Annotated in this window: 25 protein-coding genes; 16 read left to right on the forward strand and 9 right to left on the reverse strand. The window is 68.8% G+C overall.

The window, feature by feature from the left end; translation table 11 throughout:
* Positions 1-3: 3 nt before the first annotated feature.
* The 3 genes from CIW48_RS16470 to CIW48_RS16480 form a co-directional block, all read right to left on the reverse strand.
* Complete coding sequence (locus CIW48_RS16470) at positions 4-1,170, reverse strand: alanine racemase (protein ID WP_149311739.1); 1,167 nt, start codon at positions 1,168-1,170, stop codon at positions 4-6.
* 86 nt (positions 1,171-1,256) lie between these two features.
* On the reverse strand, positions 1,257-1,892 hold the full coding sequence (locus tag CIW48_RS16475; protein WP_149311740.1) for a 2-dehydro-3-deoxy-6-phosphogalactonate aldolase: 636 nt from the start codon (positions 1,890-1,892) through the stop codon (positions 1,257-1,259).
* Positions 1,889-2,767: a 2-dehydro-3-deoxygalactonokinase gene (locus CIW48_RS16480; RefSeq protein ID WP_149311741.1), complete on the reverse strand. Its 879-nt coding sequence runs from the start codon at positions 2,765-2,767 to the stop codon at positions 1,889-1,891. Before CIW48_RS16480 ends, CIW48_RS16475 begins: the two co-directional genes overlap by 4 nt.
* 212 nt (positions 2,768-2,979) lie before the next feature.
* On the opposite strand from CIW48_RS16480, the gene CIW48_RS16485 reads away from it, so the two are divergent.
* The 8 genes from CIW48_RS16485 (at position 2,980) to CIW48_RS16520 (ending at position 11,508) form a co-directional block, all read left to right on the forward strand.
* The gene (locus CIW48_RS16485) at positions 2,980-3,738 is read left to right on the forward strand and encodes an ABC transporter ATP-binding protein (RefSeq protein WP_149311742.1); all 759 of its coding nucleotides are present in this window, start codon (positions 2,980-2,982) and stop codon (positions 3,736-3,738) included.
* Positions 3,731-4,474 carry an ABC transporter ATP-binding protein gene (locus CIW48_RS16490; RefSeq protein ID WP_149311743.1) on the forward strand — a complete coding sequence of 248 codons (744 nt, stop codon included), beginning with the start codon at positions 3,731-3,733 and terminating at the stop codon, positions 4,472-4,474. The genes CIW48_RS16485 and CIW48_RS16490 overlap by 8 nt, the downstream gene beginning before the upstream one ends.
* A gap of 291 nt (positions 4,475-4,765) precedes the next feature.
* The gene (locus tag CIW48_RS16495; protein ID WP_149311744.1) at positions 4,766-5,983 is read left to right on the forward strand and encodes an ABC transporter substrate-binding protein; all 1,218 of its coding nucleotides are present in this window, start codon (positions 4,766-4,768) and stop codon (positions 5,981-5,983) included.
* A 28-nt stretch (positions 5,984-6,011) separates the two neighbouring features.
* A complete protein-coding gene (locus CIW48_RS16500) occupies positions 6,012-6,899 on the forward strand; it encodes a branched-chain amino acid ABC transporter permease (protein ID WP_149311745.1) in 888 nt (295 codons plus the stop codon).
* A gap of 20 nt (positions 6,900-6,919) precedes the next feature.
* Entirely contained in the window at positions 6,920-7,906 is a 987-nt protein-coding gene (locus CIW48_RS16505) for a branched-chain amino acid ABC transporter permease (RefSeq protein WP_149311746.1), read from the forward strand.
* Positions 7,907-8,158: 252 nt separating this feature from the next.
* Positions 8,159-8,512: a hypothetical protein gene (locus CIW48_RS16510; RefSeq protein ID WP_091781639.1), complete on the forward strand. Its 354-nt coding sequence runs from the start codon at positions 8,159-8,161 to the stop codon at positions 8,510-8,512.
* A gap of 54 nt (positions 8,513-8,566) precedes the next feature.
* A complete protein-coding gene (gene mutL, locus CIW48_RS16515) occupies positions 8,567-10,528 on the forward strand; it encodes a DNA mismatch repair endonuclease MutL (protein ID WP_149311747.1) in 1,962 nt (653 codons plus the stop codon).
* 212 nt (positions 10,529-10,740) lie between these two features.
* Entirely contained in the window at positions 10,741-11,508 is a 768-nt protein-coding gene (locus tag CIW48_RS16520) for an SDR family oxidoreductase (RefSeq protein WP_149311748.1), read from the forward strand.
* A gap of 39 nt (positions 11,509-11,547) precedes the next feature.
* On the opposite strand, the gene CIW48_RS16525 is transcribed toward CIW48_RS16520, so the two are convergent.
* Complete coding sequence (locus CIW48_RS16525) at positions 11,548-13,191, reverse strand: AMP-binding protein (protein ID WP_149311749.1); 1,644 nt, start codon at positions 13,189-13,191, stop codon at positions 11,548-11,550.
* Positions 13,192-13,411: 220 nt separating this feature from the next.
* On the opposite strand from CIW48_RS16525, the gene CIW48_RS16530 reads away from it, so the two are divergent.
* The 4 genes from CIW48_RS16530 to CIW48_RS16545 all read left to right on the forward strand — a co-directional run bounded on the left by CIW48_RS16530 (position 13,412) and on the right by CIW48_RS16545 (position 16,152).
* On the forward strand, positions 13,412-13,951 hold the full coding sequence (locus tag CIW48_RS16530; RefSeq protein WP_149311750.1) for a phasin family protein: 540 nt from the start codon (positions 13,412-13,414) through the stop codon (positions 13,949-13,951).
* Positions 13,948-14,886, forward strand: coding sequence for an alpha/beta hydrolase (locus CIW48_RS16535; protein WP_246695278.1), 939 nt, complete (start codon positions 13,948-13,950; stop codon positions 14,884-14,886). The genes CIW48_RS16530 and CIW48_RS16535 overlap by 4 nt, the downstream gene beginning before the upstream one ends.
* A 399-nt stretch (positions 14,887-15,285) precedes the next feature.
* Entirely contained in the window at positions 15,286-15,726 is a 441-nt protein-coding gene (locus CIW48_RS16540) for a helix-turn-helix transcriptional regulator (protein ID WP_091781622.1), read from the forward strand.
* Between the two features lie 51 nt (positions 15,727-15,777).
* On the forward strand, positions 15,778-16,152 hold the full coding sequence (locus CIW48_RS16545) for a cupin domain-containing protein (protein WP_149311751.1): 375 nt from the start codon (positions 15,778-15,780) through the stop codon (positions 16,150-16,152).
* 7 nt (positions 16,153-16,159) lie between these two features.
* Here the strand turns inward: CIW48_RS16545 and rsmD are convergent, their stop codons facing one another.
* From rsmD to CIW48_RS16565, 4 genes are all read right to left on the reverse strand, one after another.
* Positions 16,160-16,717, reverse strand: coding sequence for a 16S rRNA (guanine(966)-N(2))-methyltransferase RsmD (gene rsmD / locus CIW48_RS16550; RefSeq protein ID WP_149311752.1), 558 nt, complete (start codon positions 16,715-16,717; stop codon positions 16,160-16,162).
* On the reverse strand, positions 16,714-18,492 hold the full coding sequence (locus tag CIW48_RS16555) for a pseudouridine synthase (RefSeq protein WP_149311753.1): 1,779 nt from the start codon (positions 18,490-18,492) through the stop codon (positions 16,714-16,716). The genes rsmD and CIW48_RS16555 overlap by 4 nt, the downstream gene beginning before the upstream one ends.
* Positions 18,493-18,623: 131 nt before the next feature.
* Positions 18,624-18,800 carry a DUF1328 domain-containing protein gene (locus CIW48_RS16560; RefSeq protein ID WP_012317097.1) on the reverse strand — a complete coding sequence of 59 codons (177 nt, stop codon included), beginning with the start codon at positions 18,798-18,800 and terminating at the stop codon, positions 18,624-18,626.
* A 77-nt stretch (positions 18,801-18,877) separates the two neighbouring features.
* A complete protein-coding gene (locus tag CIW48_RS16565) occupies positions 18,878-19,069 on the reverse strand; it encodes a CsbD family protein (RefSeq protein ID WP_149311754.1) in 192 nt (63 codons plus the stop codon).
* Between the two features lie 161 nt (positions 19,070-19,230).
* Here CIW48_RS16565 and CIW48_RS16570 point away from each other — a divergent pair, with 161 nt between their 5' ends.
* Together CIW48_RS16570 and CIW48_RS16575 are read left to right on the forward strand one after the other, a co-directional pair.
* Positions 19,231-19,704, forward strand: a complete 474-nt coding sequence (locus CIW48_RS16570) for a nucleoside deaminase (RefSeq protein WP_149311833.1) — start codon at positions 19,231-19,233, stop codon at positions 19,702-19,704.
* Positions 19,705-19,761: 57 nt separating this feature from the next.
* Positions 19,762-20,466: an SDR family oxidoreductase gene (locus tag CIW48_RS16575; RefSeq protein WP_149311755.1), complete on the forward strand. Its 705-nt coding sequence runs from the start codon at positions 19,762-19,764 to the stop codon at positions 20,464-20,466.
* Positions 20,467-20,473: 7 nt separating this feature from the next.
* On the opposite strand, the gene CIW48_RS16580 is transcribed toward CIW48_RS16575, so the two are convergent.
* Complete coding sequence (locus CIW48_RS16580) at positions 20,474-22,252, reverse strand: outer membrane beta-barrel protein (protein WP_149311756.1); 1,779 nt, start codon at positions 22,250-22,252, stop codon at positions 20,474-20,476.
* A gap of 319 nt (positions 22,253-22,571) precedes the next feature.
* Here CIW48_RS16580 and CIW48_RS16585 point away from each other — a divergent pair, with 319 nt between their 5' ends.
* Positions 22,572-23,072, forward strand: coding sequence for a MucR family transcriptional regulator (locus CIW48_RS16585; protein ID WP_149311757.1), 501 nt, complete (start codon positions 22,572-22,574; stop codon positions 23,070-23,072).
* Positions 23,073-23,564: 492 nt separating this feature from the next.
* The gene (locus tag CIW48_RS16590) at positions 23,565-24,740 is read left to right on the forward strand and encodes an MFS transporter (RefSeq protein WP_149311834.1); all 1,176 of its coding nucleotides are present in this window, start codon (positions 23,565-23,567) and stop codon (positions 24,738-24,740) included.
* The last annotated feature ends 3 nt before the right edge of the window (positions 24,741-24,743 follow it).

The raw sequence follows: 24,743 nt of genomic DNA on the forward strand, positions 1-24,743 counted from the left end.
GTTTCACCAGCCGTTGATGCGCGGCCAAATCTCGCCGGTCAGGCTTCCGTCGGCGACGACGTGGTAGCGATCATGCTGGGCACCGGTGGCGCAGGCGTGGTTTGGCAGGACCCGCAGGCGCGCTCCGATCGGGAGATCGGGGAGCCCGGCCGCCGAGCCCTTCCGCACCGCCACGATGCCGTGCTCCTGATTGGCATCCTGTACGATCAGGTCGGGGAAGGGCCGTCCGGTGAGGTCACAGGCCAAGCCGTAGCCCTGATCGATTGCCTGCCGCGCCGTGCCGCGGTCGCGCGAGAGCGCCATCCACCCGGCATCCGTGATGATCCAGCCCTTGTCCCGCTGGTGTCCGATCACCGTCGCCAGAACAGTCAGCGCGATGTCGTCCACCGCGCACGATCCGACCCCCGCCTGGAACAGGTCGCCGATCATGAAGACGCCGGCGCGCACCTCCGTGATGCCGACCAGGTTCTCCGCATAGCGGGCGGTCGGTGTCGAGCCGACGCTCACGATCGGGCAGGGCAGCCCGGCCGCGCGCAGGGTCTCGGCCGCCACAACGGCGGCACGGCGCTCGGCCTCGGCCGCTGCACGGAGCGCGGCGGGATCGCTCAACCCGTAGCTGTCGCCGGCATGAAGCAACACGCCGCGCAGGCGGGCGCCAGCGTTGAGCGCACCGCCGATGGCGACGAGCGCCTCCGCATCGCGTGGCCCGACACCCGAGCGGTGACCATCGGCATCCACCTCTATCAGCACCGGAAGGGCATCTCCGGTCCGGCGGCTCCAGGTTGCGACGGCCTCGGCCTGCGCGACCGCATCAACGACGATCGCCAGATCCGTCCCCCATCGCCGCCGGATCGCGCCGACCCGGTCGAGCTTCTGCGGCGCGATGCCGACAGCGTAGATCATGTCGCGCACGCCGCCCTCGGCGAAGAACTCCGCCTCTCGCAGCGTCGAGACCGTGGCAGGCCCGGCGGGACTCGCCATCGCCCGGCGCGCGACCTCGAGGGACTTGGCGGTCTTGAGATGGGGGCGGAGTGTCACGCCCAGCCCGTCGAGATGCCCGCGCATCCGGGCGACGTTGGCGTGCAACTTATCCGCATCGAGAAGCAGGCACGGTGTCTCGAGCCCCGCAAATCCGTCGCCACCGGCCGATACCGTGCTGTCACCGATCACCGATCGCTCCCGTGCTGTCCGATGCGCGAGCCTGATAGGCGAGCCTCGGCTTCGGTCCAAGCGGGCGGAACGCCGAGCGTGGCGCGCTAGGCGGCTCGCTGGAACGCCGTCACGTAGGCCGCTGCATCGCGCGCGACGTCGGCGGCCGGCTTGCCGGGGCGGTAGAGGTTGGATCCGAGGCCGAAGCCGACGGCGCCCGCCTGCCGCCAGCTTGCGATCGTTTCGGGCACGACCCCGCCGACCGCCAGAACCCGCGTGTCCGGCGGCAGAATCGCACGGTGAGCCTTGAGCGCCAGGGGCGTTGCGACGTCCGCGGGGAACAGCTTAAGCGCGGTCGCGCCCGCCGCCAGGGCCGTGAAGGCTTCCGTTGGCGTCTGATAGCCCGGCAGAGAGGCGAGTCCGGCGGTGACGGTCGCACCGATCACGGCCGGATCAGCGTTCGGCGACACGACGAGGGCCCCCCCGGCTGCCGCAACGTCGCCGATCTGCCGCGCGGTCAGAACGGTGCCGGCGCCGACCAGGGCCCGCCCGGAGAGGTGCTCGGCGAGCACCGCAATGCTCTGCAGCGGATCGGGCGAATTCAGGGGTACTTCGATGAGGGTGAATCCGGCGCCGACCAGGGCCTCGCCGATGGCCGGCGCCTCGTCCGGCGTCAGCCCACGCAGGATCGCGACGAGCGGGCAGGCCGCGAAGGCCGCCTCGAACCGGTCGAGGATGGTCATGCCCGCAGACTCCAGATGGCGTGGATACCGGCTGTGGTTGAACCGTCCGGCACGATCACCGGATCCCCGCCTGCTTCGGTGATGGCAACGGCGTAGAGCGCGGCCAGCGGGCCGCCGCCGAGCAGATGAACCGGGCGGCGCTGAAGGTCGTCCCGGGTGCCAATATCGGCGCCGATCAGGATGCCGCTGGCATACGAAGCTGCCTCGGCGGCGGCGAGACGATCGAGGAGGAGCCCGGAGCGGACCTCGAACAGGGTGGCGGCGAGATTCCGGGACGTGATCCCGCGCCGGACCCCCCTACGGAAGGCGGCTCCATCCGCCACGACCCCGTCGAGCATACCGGCCAGGATGCCCTGTGCCCGCAGGAGGGCGAAGATTTCACCGGTCATCACGGTGGTGAAATCCGTGATGGCGCCGTCGACCGTCTCGATCCACTTGTTGTGCGTGCCCGGCTGACAGAACAACGCCGTCGGCGGCGCGGCACCCGCGCCGATCGCGCCGAAGACCTGGATCTCCTCGCCCCGCATCACATCGGGACGCTTCTCGTGCCGCAGGGCGACACCGGGGACGATCCATACGTCCGGAGCCGGCGCGATACAGGCCTGCGCCAGGGCAGCGAGGGTCGCCGGCGCGGCCACGTAGGGCGCCCCCTGCCAGCCCCGGTTCGAACCCACCATCCCGACGGCGATGACCGGGTTGGCACCGAGCCGCGCGCGCAGAGACGCGATTGCTGCAGGATAGTCGCCGGGCTCGAGGGCGAGCACGCCCTGTTCGTCCTGCAGGCTGTCCAGCACCGCGCCCTCGGCCGACATGGCGAAGGCCCGGCGATTCGTCGTGCCCCAGTCGACGGCGAGATAGGCCGCTCGACCGACCATGCGGTGCCTCCTCGATCGTAGCGGCGTCCGGATTTGTCTGCGTTAATGGCGCTCTGCCGAGCGGTCAAGTTCGGTTCAGCGGTCGGCGTGACACTGCCGCCGACTGATATCACTCCCGGGGGATTGTCGCGTCGCCGCGAGCGTTAGCGATGGACTGTGCTGCCGCGGATCGGCGATATGGCGGCAAGAAATCAAACCCGGGAGGGACACGCTTGGCACGGGATGTAATCCTGGCGACCGATGGCCTGACAATGGAATTCCGCGGATTCCGGGCCGTCAACGGCGTGGCGTTGCAGGTGGAGCGCGGGACGATTCACGCGCTCATCGGACCGAACGGCGCCGGCAAGACTACCTGCTTCAATCTCCTGACTAAATTCCTGATCCCGACTGCCGGGACGATTCGTTACAAAGATCGCGACATCACCGGGCTCAAGGCGGCGGATGTCGCGCGGCTCGGCCTCGTGCGGTCCTTCCAGATCTCGGCCGTGTTTCCTCACCTCACCGTGACGGAGAATGTCCGCATCGCCCTGCAAAGGCGGCTCCGGGGCGATTCCTTCGACTTCTGGCGGCCCGAGCGGGTCCTGCGGGCGCTGAACGGCGAGGCCCTCGCGCTGGTCGAGGCGGTGGGACTCTCGGACTTCGCCGACGTGCTGGCGGTCGAACTCTCCTACGGTCGCAAGCGCGCGCTGGAGATCGCCACGACGCTCGCTCTCGATCCCGAGATGCTGCTCCTCGACGAGCCGATGGCCGGCATGGGCCACGAGGATGTGGACCGGACTGCGGCCCTCATCCGGCGGGTCTCGAAGGACCGAACCATCCTGATGGTCGAACACAACCTCTCGGTGGTCGCCTCCCTGTCAGACCGCATCACCGTCCTGGCCCGCGGGCAGGTGCTGGCGGAGGGCGATTACGCCACAGTCTCGAAGGATCCGCGCGTGGTCGAAGCGTATATCGGGGCGGGACATGCCTGAGGCGGCGCTGAAGACGGTCGTGCCGGCCGCCGCAACCGGCTCGCTCCTCACGGTCCGCGGATTGGAGGGCTGGTACGGCGAGAGCCACGTCCTCCACGGCATCGACATCGATGTCCGGGCGGGCGAGGTGATCACGCTGCTTGGGCGCAACGGCGCGGGCAAGACCACGACGCTTCGGGCGATCATCGGCATCCTCGGCAAGCGCGCCGGCTCGGTCGTCTATGACCGCGTCGAGACCATCCGCATGGCCTCGCGCAACATCGCCCGCCTCGGGCTCGGCTATGTGCCGGAGGAGCGCGGCATCTTCGCGAGCCTCACGGTCCACGAGAACCTGATGCTGCCGCCGCGGGTGAAGCCGGGGGGCATGTCGGTGGCGGAGATTCACCAGCTCTTCCCAAATCTGAAGGAGCGCGCTGGCAGCCAGGGCACCAAGCTCTCCGGCGGCGAGCAGCAGATGCTGGCGATCGGGCGCATCCTGCGGACCGGCGCCAAGCTGATCCTCCTCGACGAGCCGACCGAAGGTCTTGCACCGGTGATCGTCCAGCAGATCGGCCGGACCATCCAGCAATTGAAGACACAGGGCTACACCATCGTGTTGGTGGAGCAGAACTTCCGCTTCGCCCAGACCTTGGCGGACCGGCATTTTGTGATCGAGCAGGGGCGGGTGGTCGACATGATCCCCAATGCCGAGCTTGACGCCAATATCGACAAGCTGCACGCCTATCTCGGCGTCTAACGACATGGCTGAGATCTGTCCAAACAGCGGATCACAGTTGATAGGGGCACCGTCATTCCGGGGCTTGCCGCAGGCGAGAGCCCGGAATCCAGAAAAATCGCGGGCTCGGAGTGTCGCGCAACGAACATATCCGGCGGCTCAGGATCCCGGGCTCCGCTGTGCGGCCCCGAAATGACGGTGACGGTTATCTGCTCGAGAATACGGCAACGTAAGACGTTTCAATAACTCCCCCGTCAGTCCGAATACCGGGTCGGCGCGAATGGGTGCGTAAATTCAAGGATGGAAACGAACATGTTCGGACGTATCGCCCGGCCTGTGACCCTCGCCGCCCTCGCTGGAGCCCTGATGATGGGTACCGCAGCGGCCCAGACGAACGTGAAGATCGGCATCCTCGGCGACCGCTCGGGCGCCTATTCAGACATCAGCGGCGAGGGCTCGGTGGTGGCCGCCAAGCTCGCGGTCGAGGATTTCAAGCCGGAACAGCACGGGCTGAAGGTCGAGATCGTCTCCGCCGACCACCAGAACAAGCCCGATGTCGGCGCTGCCATCGCCCGGCAGTGGTACGACCGCGACGCCGTCGACATGATCACCGACGGCGTGACCTCCTCGGTGGCGCTCGCCATCAGCCAGGTCACCAAGGAGAAGAACAAGGTCTTCGTTGATACCGGCGCCGGCACGGCCGATCTGACCGGCCCGCAATGCACGCCGAACACGATCCACTGGGTCTACGACACGGTGGCGCTCGCCAACGGCACCGGTGGCGCCATGGTGAAGCGCGGCGGCAACACGTGGTTCTTCCTCACCGCCGACTACGTCTTCGGTCAGACCCTCCAGCGCGACACCAGCGCGGTCATTGCCAAGAACGGCGGCAAGGTTGTGGGTTCGGTCAAGACCCCGTTCCCGACGTCGGATTTCTCGTCCTTCCTGCTGCAGGCGCAGGGGTCGGGCGCCAAGGTGATCGGGCTCGCCAATGCCGGCACCGACACGATCAACTCGATCAAGCAGGCCGGCGAGTTCGGCATCACCGAGGGCGGGCAGGCGCTCGCCGGCCTCCTGGTCTTCTCCTCGGACGTCCACTCGCTCGGCACCAAGGTCGCGCAGGGCCTCGTGCTCACCGAGCCGTTCTACTGGGACCTGAACGACCAGACCCGCGCCTTCTCGGACCGGTTCGCCAAGCAGATGAAGGGCGGCTCGAAGCCCACCGCCAACCATGCGGGCGTCTACTCGGACGTGCTCCACTACCTGAAGGCGGTGGCCGAGCTGAAGTCGACGTCCGACGGCGCGGCGACGGTCGCCAAGATGAAGGCGATGCCGACTGACGACCCGCTGTTCGGCAAGGGCGTGATCCGCGCCGACGGCCGCAAGATCCACGACATGTACCTGTTCGAGGTCAAGAAGCCCGCCGAGTCGAAGGGCGAGTGGGACCTCTACAACAAGCTCGAGACCATCCCCGGCGATCAGGTCTTCCGCCCGCTCAACGAGGGCAATTGCCCCCTCGTGAAGGGCTGAGCATGCGATCGGGGCGCGGAGAACGGCCATGACCACGATCTTCGGTGTGCCGACGCAGGCTCTGTTCGGTCAGCTGCTGCTCGGCCTGATCAACGGGTCGTTCTACGCGATCCTGTCGCTCGGGCTCGCGATCATCTTCGGGCTCCTGAACATCATCAACTTCGCCCACGGTGCGCTCTACATGATGGGCGCCTTCGTGGCCTGGATGCTGCTCACCTATTTCGGCCTCGGCTACTGGTGGGCGCTGGGCCTCGCGCCGCTCGTGGTGGGTGCCTTCGGCATCGTGCTGGAGCGGGTGCTCATCGCCCGGCTCTACAAGCTCGACCACCTCTACGGGTTGCTGCTGACCTTCGGGTTGGCGCTGATCATCCAGGGCCTCTTCCGCAACCAGTACGGCGTCTCGGGTTTGCCCTACGCGATCCCGCCCGAGCTGTCCGGCGGCCAGCGCCTGCCCTTTATGTTCCTGCCGAACTACCGGGCCTGGGTGGTGGTCGCCTCGCTGACCGTGTGCATCGCCACCTGGCTCGTCATCGAGAAGACCAAGCTCGGCGCCTATCTCCGGGCCGCGACCGAAAACCCGACCCTGGTCCAGGCCTTCGGCGTGAACGTGCCGCTGTTCCTGACGCTGACCTACGGGTTCGGCGTGGCGCTCGCTGGCTTTGCCGGGGTGCTGGCCGCCCCGATCTACTCGGTGAACCCCAATATGGGCGCCGACATCATCATCGTGGTCTTCGCCGTGGTGGTGATCGGCGGCATGGGCTCGATCATCGGCTCGGTGATCACGGGCTTCGCCCTGGGCCTCGTCGAGGGGCTGACCAAGGTGTTCTATCCGGAGGCCTCGGCCACCGTGATCTTCGTGATCATGGTGCTGGTGCTGCTCGTCAAACCCGCCGGCCTGTTCGGGCGCACGGCCTGACCGCGAACTGAGGCTCACACATGGCCGACACTGCCGCCCTCGACGCCGCGCCGATCGCCGCCGCGCTGCCGACAAGCCGGGACGACAAGGCGCTCCACCGCCTGATCTTCGTCGGCATTGCCGTGCTGCTGATCGCGGCGCCGCTGGTCCTCTACCCCGTCTACCTGATGAAGGTGCTGTGCTTCGCGCTGTTCGCGCTCGCCTTCAACCTGCTGCTTGGCTACGGCGGCCTGCTTTCCTTCGGCCACGCCGCCTATTTCGGCATGGCGAGCTACCTCTGCGCCTACACGGCCAAGAGCTTCGGCTTCACACCCGAACTCGCGATCCTCTCCGGGACGGTCACGGCCGCGCTTCTGGGGCTGGTCTTCGGCGCGCTGGCGATCCGCCGTCAGGGAATTTACTTCTCGATGATCACCCTGGCGCTCGCCCAGATGGTGTTCTTCTTCTCCCTGCAGGCGAAATTCACCGGCGGCGAGGACGGGATCCAGGCTGTTCCCCGCGGCGCCCTGTTCGGCATGTTCAGCCTTGCGGACGACCGGGCGATGTACGCGGTCGTCGCCGTGGTGTTCATGGCCGGCATGCTGCTGATCTACCGGATCATCCACTCGCCGTTCGGGCAGGTGCTGAAAGCGATCCGTGACAACGAGCCGAGGGCGATCTCGCTCGGCTACCGGGCGAGCCAGTACAAGCTCGCGGTGTTCGTACTCTCGGCGACGCTGGCCGGACTCGCCGGCTCCACCAAGGCGATCGTGTTCCAGCTCGCGTCGCTGACCGACGTCCACTGGTCGATGTCGGGCGAGGTGGTGCTGATGACGCTGGTCGGCGGCATGGGAACGGTGTTCGGGCCGATCGTTGGCGCGCTGGTGATCGTCACCATGGAGACCTACCTCGCGCAGTTCGGTGCCTGGGTGACGATCATCCAGGGCTGCGTATTCGTGCTGTGCGTGCTGCTTTTCCGCGAGGGCATCGTCGGCCTCATCGCCAGGCTGATCCGCAGACCGCTCTAGGCGGGCGCGCGATCTGCGGTGGGCGGCACGCAGGCGCGCCGACTGCGCCGACCCCGTTCAGGCTTCGTGACCCATTGGCTTTTGCCTGATCGGGACGCGCTTGCGGGCGCGGATCGCCACGAAGGAATCGCGTGGCTCTGCGGCAACGCGACCGCCGCCCTATTCGGCGGCGAATGAAGTCCAGCCGGATACGGTGAGCTTTCGTTAACCATCTCCGCCCACCCTGACGGCCTCACGCTGGGAGAGGCCGCCATGACGCAGGACCAGACGCTCAGCATCGACGATCCCGCCCTGGACTGCCCGGTGGCGCCGGATGTCGTCGGCCGCCTGATCAAGGCCGATCCGGAGGGCGCTACGTTCCTCCTGGATGGCATCCCCGAGGCGACGCGGGCACGCCTCGCGGTCTGGCTCTACGGCCGCAGCCACACCCACGCGATCGGCGTCCGGGTCGCGGCGACCTGCGACGGCGTCACCCTCCGGCGGACGGCGGGCCTCGTCGGGACCGTCCTCTACGACCTGTCCCGCCGACCTCAGGCGCTGGCGAGCCACCCGACACGGGGCGCCGTCGGCCGAATTTCCCTCGGCGGATCGCGGCGTCGCGCCTGACGGACCGCGCGGCGCGATTGGATCGCCGCCGCGCAGGGACTATTCTTCGGGACGATGTCCGCCTCCGTGTCCTCCCATTTATCCGCGCCGTCCGTCCGCCGCCTCGAGCCTGTGCTGGTCGATCGCATCGCCGCGGGCGAAGTGGTCGAGCGACCGGCCTCGGCCGTGAAGGAACTCGTCGAGAACGCCATCGATGCCGGGGCGCAGGCCATCGAGGTCACCGTCGAGGCCGGCGGGCGCCGGCTGATCCGCGTTGTCGATGACGGCCGCGGCATGACGCCGGGCGATCTCGACCTCGCGGTCGAGCGGCATGCCACCTCAAAGCTTCCGGGCGGCGACCTCACGGCGATCGCCACCCTCGGCTTCCGCGGCGAGGCCCTGCCGTCGATCGGCGCTGTGTCGCGGCTCGCTATCGTCACCCGGACTGCGGAGGCCGAGGCCGGCGCGAGTCTGACGGTCGAAGCAGGCCTGAAGGGTCAGGTCCGACCGGCACCGGCGCAGCGCGGTACCCGGATCGAGGTCACCGAACTCTTCGCCGCGACACCGGCGCGGCTCAAGTTCCTGAAATCGGACCGGGCGGAGAACAGCGCCATCGCCGAAACCCTGCGCCGGCTCGCCGCGACGCAGCCCGGTATCCGGTTCACCTTGCGGGCCGATGCCGGTCAACCGCTGGTTCTGCCTGCTGAGTCCGGGGCCGAAGCGGAACTGCGCCGGCTCGCGGCGGTGCTGGGACAGGACTTCCTCGCCAATGCCCTGCCGGTCTCCCTGGCGCGAGAGGGCTTCGCGGTCACCGGTCATGTTGGCCTGCCGACCTACCATCGCGGCGCGGCGACCCATATTCACCTCGCGGTCAACGGGCGCCCGGTGCGCGATCGGCTTCTGCTCGGGGCCATTCGCGGCGCCTACGCCGACACCCTGGCCTCCGACCGGCATCCGGTGCTCGGCCTCGCCATCGCCTGCGATCCCGGACTGGTCGACGTCAACGTCCACCCGGCCAAGACCGAGGTGCGCTTCCGTGAGCCTGGCCTCGTGCGGGCCCTGGTGGTGAGCGCGATCCACGATGCCCTGCGCCGGGGCGGCGCCCGCTCGGCCACCACTGGCGCCGCGCGGACCCTCGACGCGCTGCGCCCGGCGGGGCCCGTGCTCGCGACCCATAGCGGCGCAGCAACGCCGAGCCTGTTCCGGCCGACGCGTCCGAGCCTGTTTCCGGCCGGCGCGCCCTCGGTGGCGGCACCGCCGGGTTATCGTCAGCCCGCCGCGTGGAATCCGGCACCGCAACAGGCCTGGGCGGACCCCGCCGGCTTCGGCGAGGCCGCGCAGGCCGTGTTTGCGGGATCCGAGCCCGCCGAGGCGGTCGCCCCACCTCAGGCGGATACCCGCGTGGCCGATGAGGCGGCGGAAGCTCTCGATCATCCCCTCGGTGCAGCACGCACGCAGATCCACGAGACCTACATCCTCGCTCAGACCCGCGACGGCCTCGTGATCGTCGATCAGCACGCTGCCCATGAGCGCCTCGTCTACGAGCGGATGAAGGCCGAGCGGGAAGCGGGCGGCATCGCCCGCCAGGGACTTCTGATCCCCGACGTCGTCGAGATGAGCCCGGAGGAAGCGGACCGGCTCGTCGCGGCCGCTCCGGACCTCGACCGGCTCGGGCTCGCCATCGAGGCCTTCGGACCGGGGGCGGTGCTGGTGCGCGAGGTGCCGGCCGCGCTGATCGGCGCCTCGACGCGCCATCTCGTCACCGACATCCTCGATGCCCTGGAGGCCAGCGGCGACGAGGAGGGCGGCGCCCCGGCCGGGGAGGGCGGCCCGCTCGGGCGCCGCCTCGACGCTGTCCTGTCGCGCATGAGCTGCCACGGTTCGATCCGCGCCGGGCGGCGTTTGCGGCCGGAGGAAATGAACGCCCTCCTGCGCGAGATGGAAGCGACGCCCAATTCCGGACAGTGCAATCACGGTCGCCCCACCTCGATCGAGCTGAAGCTCGCCGACATCGAGCGTCTGTTCGGACGTCGATGACACGACTGCGCGGCCGATGTGGCTGGCGGACCGGGCGGAGCCGGTTCACAACAGGGGTTGAAGCCCCGGCGTGAAGATCGAGGGATTGGCCGTCCGGAATCGACGGCCCGCGCATGGGAGGCGCAGAGCCATGACCGACATCATCACAGGCGCGCGCTGCGTCGCCGAGCGGACGCGGAGCACGGTGCCGTCCGTCGCGGCGGAGCGCTGAGATGGCAAGCCCGTTCGATCTCGCCGGCCGCCACATCCTCATCACTGGCGCTTCGAGCGGCCTGGGTCGTCACTTCGCTGAAACCTTGGCGCGCGCGGGTGCGCGTCTGTCGCTCGGTGCCCGCCGGTCCGGCGCCCTCGCCGAAACCGTCGCCGGCGTCGCGTCCCAGGGCGGAGAGGCTCACGCCGTCGTCATGGATGTCACCGATGCCGCGAGCATCGAGCGGGCGCTCGACGCCGCCGAGGCGCACTTCGGACCCGTGGCTGTGCTGGTGAACAATGCCGGCGTGACGGCGACCAAGCCAGCCCTCGATCTCGACCAGTCCGACTGGGACGCGGTGCTCGACACCAATCTCAAGGGCGTCTGGCAGGTGGCCCAGGCAACCGGCCGGCGCATGGTCCGGCACGGCGCGGGAGGCAGCATCGTCAACATCGCGTCGATCCTGGGGCTGCGGGTCATCGGCGGGCTCGCGCCCTACGCCGCTTCAAAAGCCGCGGTCGTGCAGCTCACAAAGAGCTTGGCGCTCGAGTGGGCCCGTTACGGGATCCGGGTGAACGCCCTCGCGCCGGGCTACATCAAGACCGAGCTGAACGACGCCTTCTTCGCGTCCGATGCCGGCAGGGCGCTAATCAAGCGCATCCCACAGCGTCGGCTCGGGGAGGCGGCCGAACTCGACGGACCGCTCCTGCTCCTCGCCTCGGAGGCCGGCGCCTACATGACCGGCAGCGTCGTCGCGGTCGATGGCGGCCACCTCGTTTCCGGCCTCTAGAGGCCGCTCCGAGATCGACCCTGTCCGGGCAGGCGCTCGTCAGAGGGCCCGCGCCTGCTCGCGCAGAACGAATTTCTGGATCTTGCCGGTCGAGGTCTTCGGTAGCGGCCCGAACACCACCGTCTTCGGCACCTTGAACCGCGCCATGTGCTCGCGGCAGAACGCGATCAGCTCCTGGTCGCTCGGCACGGCCGCGCCGGGCTTCACCTCCAGGAACGCACAGGGGCTCTCGCCCCAGGTCGGGTCCGGCCGCGCCACGACGGCGGCCAGCATCACCGCCGGGTGGCGCATCAGCACCTCCTCCACCTCGAGGCTGGAGATGTTCTCGCCGCCCGAGATGATGATGTCCTTCGCGCGATCCTTGATCTCCACCGATCCGTCGGGGTGCCAGACCGCGAGGTCGCCTGTCCGGTACCAGCCGCCGGCCAGCGCCTGTTCGGTGGCGGACGGGTTCCCGAGATAGCCCTTCATCACCGTGTTGCCGCGCAGACGGATCTCCCCGACCGTCGTGCCGTCCTGCGGCACTGGCGCGTCGGTTGCAGGATCAGCCACGCTCACCGCCTCGAGCGTCGCCAACGGTACGCCCTGGCGGGCCATGCGGGCGTAGCGCTCGGTGTCGGGGAGATCGGTCCAGTCCGGCTGCGCCAGACAAACCGTCGCGGGTCCGTAACTCTCGGTGGCGCCATAGAGGTGGGTTACCTGAAAGCCCAGCTCCTCCATGGTACGGATGATCGTCGAGGATGGGGCCGCCCCGCCGACGGCGCAGCGTACGCGCTGCGGCAGCGGCACGCGTTCCTGCGCCGGCGCATGCGCGATCATCGACAGGACGATCGGAGCCCCGCAGAGATGCGTCACCCCGTGCTCGGCGATCAGCCGGAAGATCGCCGCCGGCTCGACCCTGCGCAGGCAGACCTGCGTGGCGCAGGCCGCGACGCTCGCCCAGGGATAGGACCAGCCGCTGCAATGAAACATCGGAAGCGTCCAGAGATACACGCTCTCGGCGGTCAGGCCGAACGTGACGGCGTTCCCGAGGGCCTGTAGGTAGCCGCCGCGATGGCTGTAGACTGCACCCTTCGGGTCGCCCGTCGTCCCGGACGTGTAGAGCAGGCAGAGCGACTGCCACTCGTCCTCCGGACCGGCCCAGGCATAGTTCGGATCGCCCTCGGCCAGCAGCGCATCGTAGGACAGGGCGCCGTCGATGCCGGTGTCGCCGATCGCCACCACCAGGATGGACTCTGCGAGGTCCCCGAGCGCCCGCGCGGCCAGCGCCGCATACTCGGCCTCGACGATGAGCGCCCTGGCGCCGCCGTGCCTGAGCGAGAACGCGATCGTCGCCGGGTCGAGGCGGGTGTTGAGCGGGTTGAGCACCGCGCCCAGCATCGGCACGGCGAAATGCGCCTCGACCATCTCGGGCACGTTCGGCGACAGGATCGCCACGGTGTCGAGGTGTCCGATCCCCCGGCCTGCGAGACCGGCTGCGAGGCGCCGGCAGCGCGCATAGAGCTCCGCGTAGGTGAGACGCCGGGCGCCGTCGATCACCGCCGTCCTGGCGCCGTCGGCGGCGGCGGCGCGCGCCAGGAGGCTTACGGGGGTCAAGGGGACGTAGTTGGCTGGCCGGCGGCCGAGCCCGACCTCGAACGGATGATCGCGGGCCTCGGTGGGGATCGGACGGGTCTCCGTCATCATGCTGCCTTCTGATCGGGCGGCGGGCGTGGCGTGCGCTCCGCGAGACGATGATTTCGCGGACGTCGCGCCTGTCAATCGCGGGTCCGGTGACCGTGTGGGCCCCGCGCGAATTCTGTTACCCGTCGCGGTTGACGGGACGACGGCCCTGGCGGATGCCCGTGGTCCTGCCCGGGGCCGTCCGGGCCGGGCAAGATTGGCCGATCTGCAGGAGACGATAATGGGCAACGACAACCTGCCGATGGTCGCCAACGAGACCGGCCGCGCCATGGCCGAGAGTGGTGTCGCCCGGGCGCGCGAGGCGTATGAACGCTTGGCCGAGGCCGGCGAGATGGCGCTCAACGCCTTCGAGGCTTCGCTTGCACAAAGTTTCGAGGGCTGGCGCTCGGTGATGGGCTCCAGCCGCGAGACCGCGCACCAGCTGACCGACAGCAACGTGGCCGGCGCCCGCAGGATGCGCGAGCAGTGGGACGCGGCCGGCGCGCGGCTCTACAACGCCTTCGAGGACAACGCCGTCCATACCATGGCGGCGATGCGCGAGATCGGCCATCGGATGCTGGTGGCCTCCGACACCAATGTTAGGGCGGGCCTCGATTTCGCGGACCGCATCGCCAAGGCGGCCGATGCCCGTGAGGTGGCGGCGCTGAACATCGCGTTCCTGCAGGAGCAGTCGCGCCGGCTTACCGACCAGATGGTCGACCTCCACCAGACGACTAGCCGCCTTGCCCGCGAGGCCGCCGCGCGAACGGAGACCCCGTGACCGCTGGCGCGGAGGGGCCGTCTGCCGGACCCGAGACGATGCCGCGGCTCGACGCTCTGAGCTGCGCGGATGTGCCGTTCCGGACCGGCCATTTCCTGGCCTATGCCCCCCACGACTTCCACCGCATTGCCTACGTCGAATGGGGCGATCCGAACAGCCCGCACATCGTCGTCTGCGTCCACGGCTTGAGTCGCCAGGGCCGCGATTTCGACGCGCTCGGTTATCGGCTGGCGAAGCTCGGTTACCGGGTGATCTGCCCGGACCTGCCCGGGCGCGGCCTCAGCGGATGGTTGAAAGACCCCGAACGCTACGGCCTGCCGCAATACGCCGCCGACATGGCGGCGCTCATCGCGCATCTCCGGGTTCCCGGAAAGATCGACTGGGTCGGCACCTCCCTGGGCGGCCTGACCGGCATGGTCCTGGCCGCCGCCGCCCGCTCGCCGATCCGCCGGATGGTGATCAACGACATCGGTCCGTTCCTGCCCTGGGCGCCGATCCGCGAAATCGGCTCGCGCCTGCGCGACGCGCCACGCCTCCACCATAACCTCGCCTCGGGCGAGTCGCGCCTGCGTACGGTGCTGGGCGCCTTCGGGCCGCTCACCGACGAGCAATGGCGCCACATCGCCCGGTACAGTTTCTTCCAGGAGCCGAACGGCGCCTGGCGGCCCCATTACGATCCCGGTATCGGCGACGCGTTCCGGCCCGGGCGGGTCTACAGCGTCAGCATGTGGCGCGACTGGGACGCCATCACATGCCCCGTCCTGCTGCTCCGCGGCGAGCATTCGGAACTGCTTCTCGCCTCGACCGCCGACGAAATGACCCGGCGCGGTCCGCCCACGCGACGCGTCGAGATCCCCGATTGCGGCCATGCGCCCGCCCTTCTAGACGACGACCAGTTGCGAATCGTCAGCGATTGGCTTGGCCCGGCGGCGTGAAAAGCCCACCACCGATCGGCTGCGAATACCGAGGCGACCCGCAAGCCGTTGCGCTGCATTCAAAGCGATCGGCGGAGCCGGCGCGAATCCCGGCTAGGCAATCCAATAGCGCGTTGCAGTGTTCAAAAGTGAAGATCCCGCCAGTTGCAATCACGTATATTTGATCGCCCTAGGTATTTGAGTTGTTTTTCGCATAGGCATTGAACCGCCGGCGCCGCGGTCTTCGGGATCTAAGATTTCGAAAGCGTAACCATTCGTTGCACGCGCGGCTGACCTGTGGCACTAACAGATGTCAGGTCTGGATCTTGGCCGCGCAATGTTGCACCTGTCGGTTGTGATTGGCGCCCTGGATCCGGGCGAGCAAGCCTGCCGACAGCAAGAACATCCGGACTACCAACCATGGCCAACCCAACCCCCAAGCCGAAGCAGACGACAGCTATCGATCACGGGGTCGGCAGCCGCATCGCGTTCCTACGAGCGGCCAACGGGCTCAGTCAGTCCGCCCTGGCGAGCGCGCTGGGCGTCAGCTTCCAGCAGGTCCAGAAGTACGAGACCGGCAAGAACCGTGTCGGTGCCGGCCGCCTGCAGGCGATCGCCGAGCGGCTCGGCGTGCCGGTCTCGAGCTTCTTCGACCCCGAGCCCGAGGCGACCACCGAAAACGGTCCCGCGTTGCTGCGCGTTTCCGGCGCCGTCGAACTGCTCCGGGCCTACAATCAGATTGCCGACGATCAGATGCGCCGCGACGTGCTCTCGCTCGTGAAATCGGCTGCGCGGATCAGCCAGTCCCGGTCGGCGGACGAAACGGCGCCACAGGCGACCGGCGCAGCGCGGAATTCCTGACTCCGGGCTTCGCAGCCGCCAACCCGGCATCCGCGTCAGTCAGGCGGGACGATGGCCGAAATCCCCACGCTCGTGACCAACCTTCTGGTCGATCTGCCGCTGCGTCGGGACGAAGAACTCGTATCGGTTCTGGTTTCCGGCCCGGGTCTGCGGGTCGAGCGCATCGTCTCGACCGGCCAGACGAGCCCGCCGGGATTCCATTACGATCAGCCGCACGCGGAATGGGTCGTCATTCTGACGGGTTCGGCCGACCTGCGGTTCGCCGACGAGGCAGCTCCGCGTCGCCTCGTCGCCGGCGATGCCGTGCTGATCGCGCCGCACCGCCGGCATCGGGTCGAGTGGACCGACACCCCCACCGTCTGGCTGGCAATCCATTTCGGCGCCGACCTGGACGCGACGGCTCCGGTACCGGCCGAGCAACCCTAGCCACTGCTCACGCGGCGAATCGGGCGATCGCCACCGCCGTGTCGCCGTAGATGCGCCGCTCCAGCTCGTCGAAACCCGCGGGCCAGTCGAGGCGTACGGCTTCGGTCTCCTCGACCACGATGAGGGCTCCCGGAGCGAGCCACGCACCCTCTGCGGCGCTCTTCAGGGCTCGGGGCGCCAAGTCTCGGCCGTAGGGCGGATCGCAGAAGACCAGCGAGAAGGTGCCCGCCGTGGCGGCCGGACCCAGGCGCGTTGCATCCCGGCGGAACAGACGCGTCACACCCTCAGCGCCCAGCGCTTCGATGTTGGCGCGGATCACCGCGCGGGCCTCGGCGCCTTCATCGACGAGCAACGCGTAGGTGGCACCCCGCGAGAGGGCCTCGAAGCCGAGGGCGCCCGTGCCGGCGAACAGGTCGAGGACGCGGGCGCCGGTCACGGCGCCGTCATAGGCGTGCGTCAGCACGTTGAACAACGATTCGCGCAGCCGATCCGATGTCGGCCGTATGGCGTCGGTGCGCGGCGTGGCGAGCCTGCGGCCCCGCCACGCGCCGCCGACGATCCTCACCGCGTGCCGCGTGGCGGCCGGCCGCCGCCGGGCTTGGCTCCGCCGCGCGGAGCACCGGGACGGCCTCCCGGACGTCCTCCGCCCGCGCCTGGCCCATTTCCGGGTCCTCTGCCGGGTCCCTTGCCGCCGAAACCGCCTGGCTTGCCGCCAGGGCGGGCGCCTCCGGGCCGTGCGCCGCCGGCCTTGGGTCCACCGAAGGCAGGCTTGCCGCCAGCAGGGGCCGGCCTCTGCCCGCGGAATCCCTCGGGCTTCCGAGAGGCCCCCTGGGCTGAGCCGGTGTCGAACGGACGCTCGCGGCGACCGCCGGGCTTTCCGGTGCGGCGCTCATCAAAGCGAGTGTCGTCGCGCATGCCGTCGTGACGCGCCGTGTCCCGGCGCGGCCGCTCATCGGCGCCGCGCTCCGCGCGCGGACCGGAATTCCGTTCCGGCCGATCCATTCCAGCCTTGTCGGCGAAGCGGCGCCGAGGCCTTTCGGCGGGGGCGGCCTCGGCGGGCTTCGCCGCGAGACGCTCGACCACCACCCGGCGCTCGCCGGCGCGGATCGATCCGACCCGCTCGCGGCCGCGTTCCGCCGCAGATGCCTGCGCGGCCCTTGGATCTGCGCCGCGACGGGGTATGCGCGTGCCCCGGGGTTTCGCGGCATCCTCATCGCGCCAAGTCGAATTCCGAGGCCCGGAACCGCTGCCGCCTGTCGAGACCCGAGGCGCCGGTGCGGGGCGCGCCGCATCGCGACGGGACGGAGCCTGCTTTGTGGCGCGGGCTTCCCGATCCCCCGAAGGAGCGCCGCCGAAAGGCGCGATCGGATCGCGCACCGGGCTGTCGAAATCCACGCCGGCCTGCTCGGCAAGGCTCTTGCCGAGCTGATCCTTGAGCACGCGCGTGCGCACCTCCTCCACCAAGCCGACCTCCAGGTCGCCGAGCTGGAAGGGCCCGAAGGAGAGCCGGATCAGACGGTTCACCGAGAGCCCGAGATGCTCGAGGATGCGCTTGACCTCGCGGTTCTTGCCCTCGCGGAGACCGAGCGTCAGCCAGACATTGTCGCCCTGGACCCGGTCGAGGGTCGCCTCCACGGGACCGTATTCCATCCCGTCGATTGTGACGCCCCGGGCCAGCTTGTCGAGCTGCGCCTGGTCGGTGTCGCCGTGCGCACGGACCCGGTACCGGCGCAGCCACCCCGTATCGGGATGCGCGATGACCTTGGCGAGGCCACCGTCGTTGGTGAGGAGCAGCAACCCCTCGGTGTTGATGTCGAGGCGTCCGACCGCCACGACCCGGGGCAGATCCTCGGGGAGCACGTCGAACACGGTCTGCCGGCCCTCCGGATCCCGGGCCGTCGTCACGAGGCCGCGCGGCTTATGGAAAATCCACAGCCGGCTGCGTTCCCGCGACGGCATCGGCTCGCCGTCGATCAGAATCCGGTCGTTCTCGGTGACGTTGAGGGCCGGCGACGTCAGGATCTCACCGTTGACGCTGACCCGGCCCGCCAGGATCATCGTCTCGGCATCGCGCCGCGAGGCGATGCCGGCACGGGCCATCGCCTTCGCGATGCGCTCGCCGGGCGGGGTCTCGATCAGATTGTCTTCGTCTGTCGACGGATCGGGCTCCGTCTGCGGCGGCTTTCGCGCAATCTTCTTCGCGGCGGATTTCGCACCCGGCTCCCGCTCGGTATCGGCGCTCCCCGCATCAGTCGGCGGGGTCCAGCCTCCGGTACGCGTCGTTTCCGGGGCCGGACCAGCGGTCCCTTCCGGCTTATCGTCGTTCGGCAAGTCACTCATGCCTGCCGCTTATCAGAGCCGGTTCCCACAGGCGAGACGGGTCGTGCAGCGCGCCGATGGCCTCAACGCAAAGAGGCGGCCCATCGGGACCGCCTCTGACGCGTGGACGACGGAGATAAAACGCGGCGCCGTCAGAGCCTGGGCGAACGCCCGCGCATCACGCCGAAGACCGCAGAGATCAGGAACAGCGCAATCGCTACGAAGAAGACGATCTTGGCCGCCTCCATCGCTGTGCCGGCTATGCCGCCGAACCCGAGAAGCGCCGCTACGAGAGCGACGACGAGAAATGTGACAGCCCAGCCGATCATGGCATCCTCGCGTTATACGGGTCGGTTCAAGTCTGGAACCCGCGCGAGGCGGGTTCCGTTCCGCTCGTGCTCGGTGATCAGAGCTTGTCGGTCGCGGACTTTACCGCGCTCTTGGCATCCCCGACGGTGCCCTGAGCCTTACCCTTGAGTTCCTGGGCCGCGCCCTCGGCCTTCAGCTTGTCGTTTCCGGTCACGTCGCCGACGCCCTGCTTGGCCTTGCCGAGACCCTCGTTGGCGGCGCCCTTGATCTTGTCGGTGGTGCTGCTCATGGCGTTGTCCTCTTATCTGGCCTGCGGCGGCGCCGCACTGGTTCCTGAAACGGTCACTGTCGGTCGAATGTTCCAGGCTGTAACATTGACTTGGATCAAGCGAGGCGCCCGCTCCGCGTCCATGGCGTCAGCGGGATGACAACAGCGTGGCCGTCGATTCGATGAACCCTGCGGGCGGGGCACCCCCCGGTACGTTGACTGCGCTGGATCGTGCCTTCGCGGCCGCCCGCGCCGCGGCCGCCATCGGCGAGGTCCCCGTCGGCGCCGTGGTCGTCCGCGACGGAAAGGTGTTGGCGATCGCTCACAATCAGCCGCGGCGGCTGCACGACCCGACGGCGCATGCGGAGATCCTGGCGATCCGCGCGGCCTGTGCCGCCCTGGGCTCCGAGCGCCTCACCGGCTGCGATCTCTACGTCACCCTGGAGCCGTGCCCGATGTGCGCGGGGGCAATTTCCTTCGCGCGGATTCGGCGGTTGTATTACGGCGCAGCGGATCCGAAGGGGGGCGGCGTGGAGCACGGGCCCCGCGTCTTCGATCAGCCGACCTGTCACCATGCGCCCGAGGTCTATGGTGGGTTCCGCGAGCGCGAGGCAGCGGCGTTGCTCCGGGATTTCTTCGCGCAGCGCCGCGGATGATCGCGGGGCACGCGGACATGTCACGGCGGCCTCGAAGGGAACCAGGAGGAGGACACGATGATCCCGAGCTATCGCAGGGCCCTGATCGTGGGGGCGGGTTCCGGTCTCAGCGCTTCGCTGGCGCGCCTCCTGGCGGCTGACGGCTTGCGGATCGGCCTTGCCGCCCGGAACGTCGACAAGCTCGCCACTCTGGCCGCCGAGACAGGGGCGGCCGTTCATGCCTGCGATGCCAGCCGGCCCGCGGAGGTGGAGGCCCTGTTTGCCCGTCTCGAACCCGCCCTCGGCGGCACTCCGGATGTCGTCGTCTACAACGCGAGCGGCAGACTCCGTGGCCGGGTCGCCGACCTCGATCCGGCAGCGGTTGCGGAGGCTCTGATGGTCTCCGCGTATGGCGGATTCCTCGTGGCGCAAGCCGCGGCGCGGCGCATGCTGCCCCACCGCCACGGTGCGATCTTGCTCACCGGTGCTTCGGCGAGCGTGAAAGGCTTCGCTGGGTCGGCACCCTTCGCCATGGGGAAATTCGCTCTGCGGGGCCTCGGCCAGAGTCTCGCGCGGGAATTGCAGCCCCAGGGCATCCACGTCGCCCACATCGTGGTCGATGGAGCGATCCGTAATCCGGCCCGTGGCGGCGAGCCGCCGGAATCGCCCGACAGCCAGCTCGATCCCGACGCCATCGCCCGGGCCTATCGCGATCTCCTGCGCCAGGACCGGAGCGCCTGGACATCCGAACTGGAACTGCGGCCCTGGGTGGAGAAGTTCTGAGCCGGCCTCAGGGATTGACCCGCAGGCCGAGCAGGAAGGTGTTCTCGCGAAAGCTCGATCCGGCGACCGTGCTGTCGAACTTTTGATAGATGTAAGTGCCGCGTAGGGTCAACCAGCGGGTGAAGTGGTAGTCAAGCCGCGCAGTCGCAGAGAATCCGTTCTCGCGGATGCTGCTGCTCTGGTAGTCGTTCCGAAGATACGATCCGCCCAGAACGATCGACAGGTTCCGCAGCAGATCATGCTGCACCTCCAGCGTCGCCACCTCGGTGAGGACGCCGCTGGATCCTGGTATCGTCGTCTCGGTGACGCCGGTCGCCGCCGTGAACCGGACGGTGGTGAGCGGACTCGCCGCCCAGACCAGAGCGGCATTGACCAGCGGCGCGTTGATGTCGCGCAGGCTCGGATCGACATAGGTCCGATGCTGGAGACCGGCCGAAATCTCGCCCGTCACCGAGCGTGCCAGGCCGATGCTCGTGCCGAAGGCGATCGCGATGCCATCCGAATCCCGGCGCACGCCCGTGGTGTCGAAGCGCTGGTCGTAGACACGCGTGTCGCCGAGGAGATCGATGAACGGGCTGAAGTCAGGATTGACCTCGTAGGCCGTGCGCAGCTGGAGGCTGTACTGGTTCAGGTTCCGGTCCGATTGATTGACGATCGTCCCGTCGGCCAAACGCGCATTGTCGAATTCGGAGCGGTCGACGGATCCGCGCAGGGTCACCGACAGGCGGTTGAACGTCTGCGTCGCCCCCAGCGAGCCGCCATAGACCGCCAGCAGCGGTCGGCTCGTGGCCGAGGAGGCCTGGAGATTGGCGCTCGACGTGCGCTGCGTGTCGACGAGGAACCGCCCCTCCGCGTCGATGCGCAGATCCCGGTCGGCGTCGATCCGCAGGCGCACCACGCCGTCGGCCGCAGGGCGGCTCGCGGCCTCGTTCTGCGGCGTCTCCAGGTATGAGCCGCGGAGCGAGCCCTGCAGCGAGCTGGACGACCAGTTGCTCCGGAAGTCGACCGTGGCATCGGTGCGCAGCGCGACGGAGCCCTTGGCGATCTGCCGGCTGGTCTGATCCGGGTTGGAATCGTAGCCGACGCTCTGCGCGAACGTCGGGAGAACCGTGAAGGTCCCGATCTGATAGCCGATCGGTGCGTAGGCAGGATCGGTGGGGATCGCGCGCGCCAGGTCCGTCCCGAGGATGAAGCCGGGGGTGAGAAGGCCGAGGGCCGGCGCGATGGATTGGAAGGGCAGGATCGGCCGGATCGGCGTCAGCGGCTGCGGGTTCGGGACGCCGACGACCGCCTGCTGCACGACCGGCGTCAACCGGAGCGCCGGGGGCGGGATCTGCGTCACATCCTGGGTGACTCGCCGGGTGGCGGTGCCGATCCGGCGCGGCGGAGCGGCCCGGGTGCGCAGGAGCGTCGACGGCGCGAGGTTGGCCGGCGCCGTCGAGGTTCCGCCCGTCCGCCGTCCTCCCGTGGTGACGCGGGTATCGAGCTGGGATTGGCCGGGCTGCCCCGGAACTTGAGTCGGGATCGGGGGCGACAACGGGGATCGGAGGCTGTCGCCCCCGGTCTGCTCGCCGCCCGTCGTGTCCCCGCCGAGCGCGCTGCGGCCCTGGTCGCGGCTCAGCCCGTCAGGAATGCTCCGCTTGAGGGTCGGCAGCCCGTTCGGCGCCGTGTCCTGACCGATGCCGGGATTGTCGGGCTGACCGGTGACGGGACTGGTCGCATCGAAGCGCTGGGCCACCGCAGGCGTCGCGAGCATGATGCTCAGGGACGCGACGGCGAGCCGCATCGTCTCCCGTTCCCACCGGTCAGCCGCCGTCCGCACCTGATCCCGGTCTCCGCCAACGTCCCCGGGGCCAAGAACCGGAGATCACAGTCCCGTCGACCCAGAACAGGCCGACGACATGGTTAATGAACCCTAGCGCCGGCATGGTTAATGCACCGTCAACGACGGCATTGCCGCCACGTTCAGGCGCAGGGATTCAATCTCGCCTGTGCAATGCGAATACGATTGAGAGTTTCCGTATACTATGCTACGAAGATGGAGAATTCGATCGCATCCGAGAGGGATTGATCGGTCAGAACAATTGTAACTCTTGAGGTTTTCCGTGAGTGAGAACGCTGGGACCGAGCATAGCCCGTCGATCGGGCTTGCCGTAGATATCGTGGCCGCTTACGTGTCGAACAACTCTGTGCCTGCGTCGGAACTTCCCGGATTGATCGGCGGTATCCATGCGGCATTGAACAGTCTGACAACTCAAGGTCGCGTGACGAACTCGATTGTCGAGAAATTGAGCCCGTCACAGATCCGCAAATCGATCACGAATGATCATCTTGTCAGCTTCGAGGACGGGAAGCCGTACAAGACGCTGCGTCGCCACCTGACGCTGCGAGGCCTGACTCCCGAGGCCTACCGCGAAAAGTGGGGGCTGCCGCGGGACTATCCGATGACGGCGGCAAGTTACTCGGCGCAGAGATCGGAGTTGGCCCGGGCCCTCGGCCTGGGGCAGCAGCGCCGCAAGAACCGCGTAGGATCGGCGCCTGCACCGGAGGTGACCGCTGCGCCCGCTCCGAAATCGCGGAGCCGGAAGAAGGCTCCGGCCGAGTAAGTCTGCCGAGCGCGGCGATCGCTTTCCATCAGATCGCCTTGGACCGTGTCTCGCACCTGCGCCCCTCTCGCACCTTTGGCCGAGCGGAGCGTGGGTGCTTTCGCGCACCGATCTGGATCGAGCCGGTTCGGTGGTCGCGCTCCGCTGCCGGCCATATCGACGCACCGCAGACTTCATTTCAACCTGAGCGCCGTGTGGCCGCCGCAGGACGGGCTCGATCAACACTGGGTCGCGCGCCTCCGGTTCGACGCGGCCGATCGCACGGAGCGTATCGGCACCGGCTGATCCGCACGCTGCGAATCCTCGTGTCGTCCTCGATCAGAGATCCTCTGCGCGCTGAGACACGGCGCGAGTGCGGGTTGCACGTCGCGCCGCGCCCTCCCTCTGCGTGTCGCGCAACTGTGCGCCGCGCCGCTGGCGCTATCCTTCGGCGGACGCGCTGCGATGCTGCTCCGCACCATCGGATCTCCGCTCGCGCCGAAGGATTTTCCTGTGCCGCCCCTGCCGATCCTCGCCCTCGCCGTCGCCTCGTTCGGGATCGGCACCACCGAGTTCGTGATCATGGGCCTGCTTCCGGAGGTCGCGCAGAGCTTCGGCGTCACCATCCCGCAGGCCGGCTATCTGGTTTCGGGCTATGCCATGGGGGTGGTCGTGGGGGCCCCGATCGTGGCGATCGCCACCGCGAGCCTGCCGCGCAAGACCGCGCTCCTCGCGCTGATGGCCGTGTTCCTGGTGGGCAATCTCGGTTGCGCGCTGGCACCGAGCTACGGCCTGCTGATGGCGGCGCGGATCCTCACGGCCTTCGCCCACGGGGCGTTCTTCGGGATCGGTGCCGTGGTCGCGCGGGATCTCGTGCCGCGGGAGAAGCGCACGCAGGCGGTCTCGCTGATGTTCGCGGGCCTGACCCTCGCCAACGTGCTCGGTGTGCCGCTCGGCACCGCCCTCGGGCAGGTTGCAGGGTGGCGCTCCACCTTCTGGGCCGTAGTCGGAATCGGGCTCGCGGCCGGACTCGCGATCCAGCTCTGCGTGCCCGACGGGCTTCCAGGGACGCGCGGGCGGCTCGTCAGCGAGTTCCGGGCGCTCGGCCGCTGGCCGGTCCTGCGGCCGATGCTGATCTCGACCCTGTCGTCGGTGAGCTTCTTCACCGTCTTCACCTACATCACGCCGTTTCTGACCGGCGTGACCGGGTTCACGCCGCAGGGCGTGACCGGCGTGCTGTTTGCCGCCGGCACGGGACTGACCATCGGCAATCTCGCGGGCGGCCACCTGGCCGACCGGGGCCCGATGGCGACCATCATCGGCAGCTTTCTGGGCATCGTCGCGGCCCTTCTCGCGCTGGCCGCGGTCGCGCACCACCCGGCCCTCACGGTGGCGGTGGTTATCCTCTGGTCGGGGCTGGTCTTCGCCCTGGTCTCGCCCCTGCAGATCTGGGTCGTGGAAGCCGCAAGCGACGCGCCGAACCTTGCCTCCACGCTGAACCAGGGTGCGTTCAACCTCGGCAATGCCACCGGCGCCTGGATCGGCGGCACGGCGCTGACCCTCGGGGCCGGCTATAGCCAGCTTCCGCTGATCGCTGCCGCGGTGTCGCTCGCCGGACTCGGTTTGGTGCTCACCGCACTCAGCCGCGGGCGTCGAGGCGTCGCCTCGGCCTCCGCGCCCGGCGCCTGATCG

It is taken from the genome of Methylobacterium sp. P1-11, assembly GCF_008329595.1.
GTDB lineage: Bacteria > Pseudomonadota > Alphaproteobacteria > Rhizobiales > Beijerinckiaceae > Methylobacterium.